Raw genomic sequence first — 1,890 nt, forward strand, 5'->3', positions numbered from 1 at the left:
TGGGAACGCAGAAGCTCCGCGCCGCGGAGTGTCTCGGAAACTCGTAGCCGCTGCTGCATGGGCCTGATGTGCTTGATCTTCATGAGGATTCAGCTCAATTGAGAACGCCCTCTAGAACATTCCTGAGATTAAGTTCAGCTTCCTTGACAACAGGTGCCCACTCGTATGCACCGCAGAGATGCTGGGGACTCGGAGAAGCGGTTAATCATTCCCGTACCTGCTTATCCTGACGGGGCACATCCGCAGCGCGGGAGGTGCCGGTACCACCGGGGTTCGGGGTCGGCTTAGGTTTGGGCGATGATGCGGGCGGCGATCCCGCCGGGTATGGTGCATCCACAGCGCGAGCGGTTGGAGTATCCGTATCATCAGGATTCGGGGTCGGCTTAGGTTTCCTAGGTTTAGGCGGCGGTGGCGGCGGTGATCCTGCAGAGAGTGCGGCCAGGGTGCCGTCGTTGCCGTAGACGTAGAGCTTACCGCCTGCCACCTGGGGGCGCCCTGTGATGGGTCCGTCCGCTACCTCGACTCGGGCCACCAGGCGACCGTCACGGCGATCCAGCCAATGGACATAGCCTTCCATGTCCCCCACCGCCACCAGGTTGCCGAGTACCGCCGGGGCGGTCAGGCGTCGGTACTTGAGCGCCTCTTGTTTCCAGATGTCGGTTCCGGCGGCGGTTGCGGCCCATATCAGGTCATCGGAGTCGGTGATATAGAGTATGCCGGCGCTCGCTGCCAGCCCCGCGTGGGCTGAGAGCTGGCGGCGCCAGCGCACGGAGCCGGTGGTCAGGTCGACGGCGGCCAGATCCCCATTGTAGGTGGCGACATAAATCGTGTCCGCGACGATGATGGGGTCGGCGTCGATGTCGGCGATACGTGCCAGCTCGGAACGGCCGTGCGGTGGGGTCACGATGGTTTCCCAGCGCGGCACACCGCTTTGGAGCTCCAGATTGATCAACTGACCGCCGGAGATGCCGACGATGACGCTGTCGTCGGTGATGGCCGGCATGCTGCTGCCGCGCAGGGTGAGGACCGGGGCCGAGTAGCTGTACTTCCAGAGCCGATTGCCGGAGCCGAGATCGAATGCGTAGACGCTGTCGTCCAGGGTGTGGACCAGGACGCTGGAGCCGGCGATGCGGGGTACGGAGAGGACCTCGCTGCCCAAGCGGGCATGCCAGCGCTCGGCACCGTCGCGCGCCGAGCGCGCTACCAGGTCACCGTCGCTGGAGCCAAGGATGATGTGCTCGGCATCCACCTCCGGCCCGCCGCTGAAGGGAAGGCCCGTCTCCCGTTCCCACAGGACCTTTCCGGTGGCAGCGTCCAGGGCCAGGATGCGGCCTTCGGCATCGGCGACATAGAGGCGCCCGCCACGGAGCGCCGGAATCAGATTGAGCCGCCGCCCGTCCGTTCCCACCCCGATCTCCCTGGACCAGAGTATGGTGACGGTGATCTCGGGCTTCAGGTCCTTGAGTTCCGTCGGGGGGCGGGGGTCCTCTTCGCCGCCGAACCAGGACATGATGCCACAGCCGCTGAGCAGCAGGACCGAGAATATGGTCAGGAAACCCATGCGCACGCGGGTTTTCAGGCGATCGGCGAAAAATGGTGCGCTGTTTTTGCGGTGCCCGTGCCCAAGCCGGTATTGGGCACGCCTGCCATCTAAAGATGCGGTTCGCTTTGCGTTCATTTGCGGCAAAAAAACGAGGCTCTTTATGGATTCCGTACTACTTTGGAGTGCGCCGGCAAAGCGGCGCGGCCGCATTGAACCTCAGCTACGGGGGATACCAACGGCGTTGGCCGGGAACCGGGCCCTTCGGTTCCTCCCGCGCCGCGGCGACGGCGCTTTCCTCTGGCCACAACACCTTGGCCGGGAACGGATACCTCGCCACATCCAAAGCG

At 64.3% G+C, this 1,890-nt stretch carries 1 protein-coding gene; it reads right to left on the bottom strand.

Going from position 1 to position 1,890, the window contains the following annotated elements:
• Positions 1 to 205: 205 nt before the first annotated feature.
• Entirely contained in the window at positions 206 to 1,678 is a 1,473-nt protein-coding gene (bamB, locus tag BQ17_RS01160) for an outer membrane protein assembly factor BamB (protein ID WP_256091434.1), read from the bottom strand.
• Between the last annotated feature and the right edge of the window lie 212 nt (positions 1,679 to 1,890).

It is taken from the genome of Candidatus Thiosymbion oneisti (assembly GCF_900092655.1).
Taxonomy (GTDB): Bacteria; Pseudomonadota; Gammaproteobacteria; order Chromatiales; family Chromatiaceae; genus Thiosymbion; species Thiosymbion oneisti.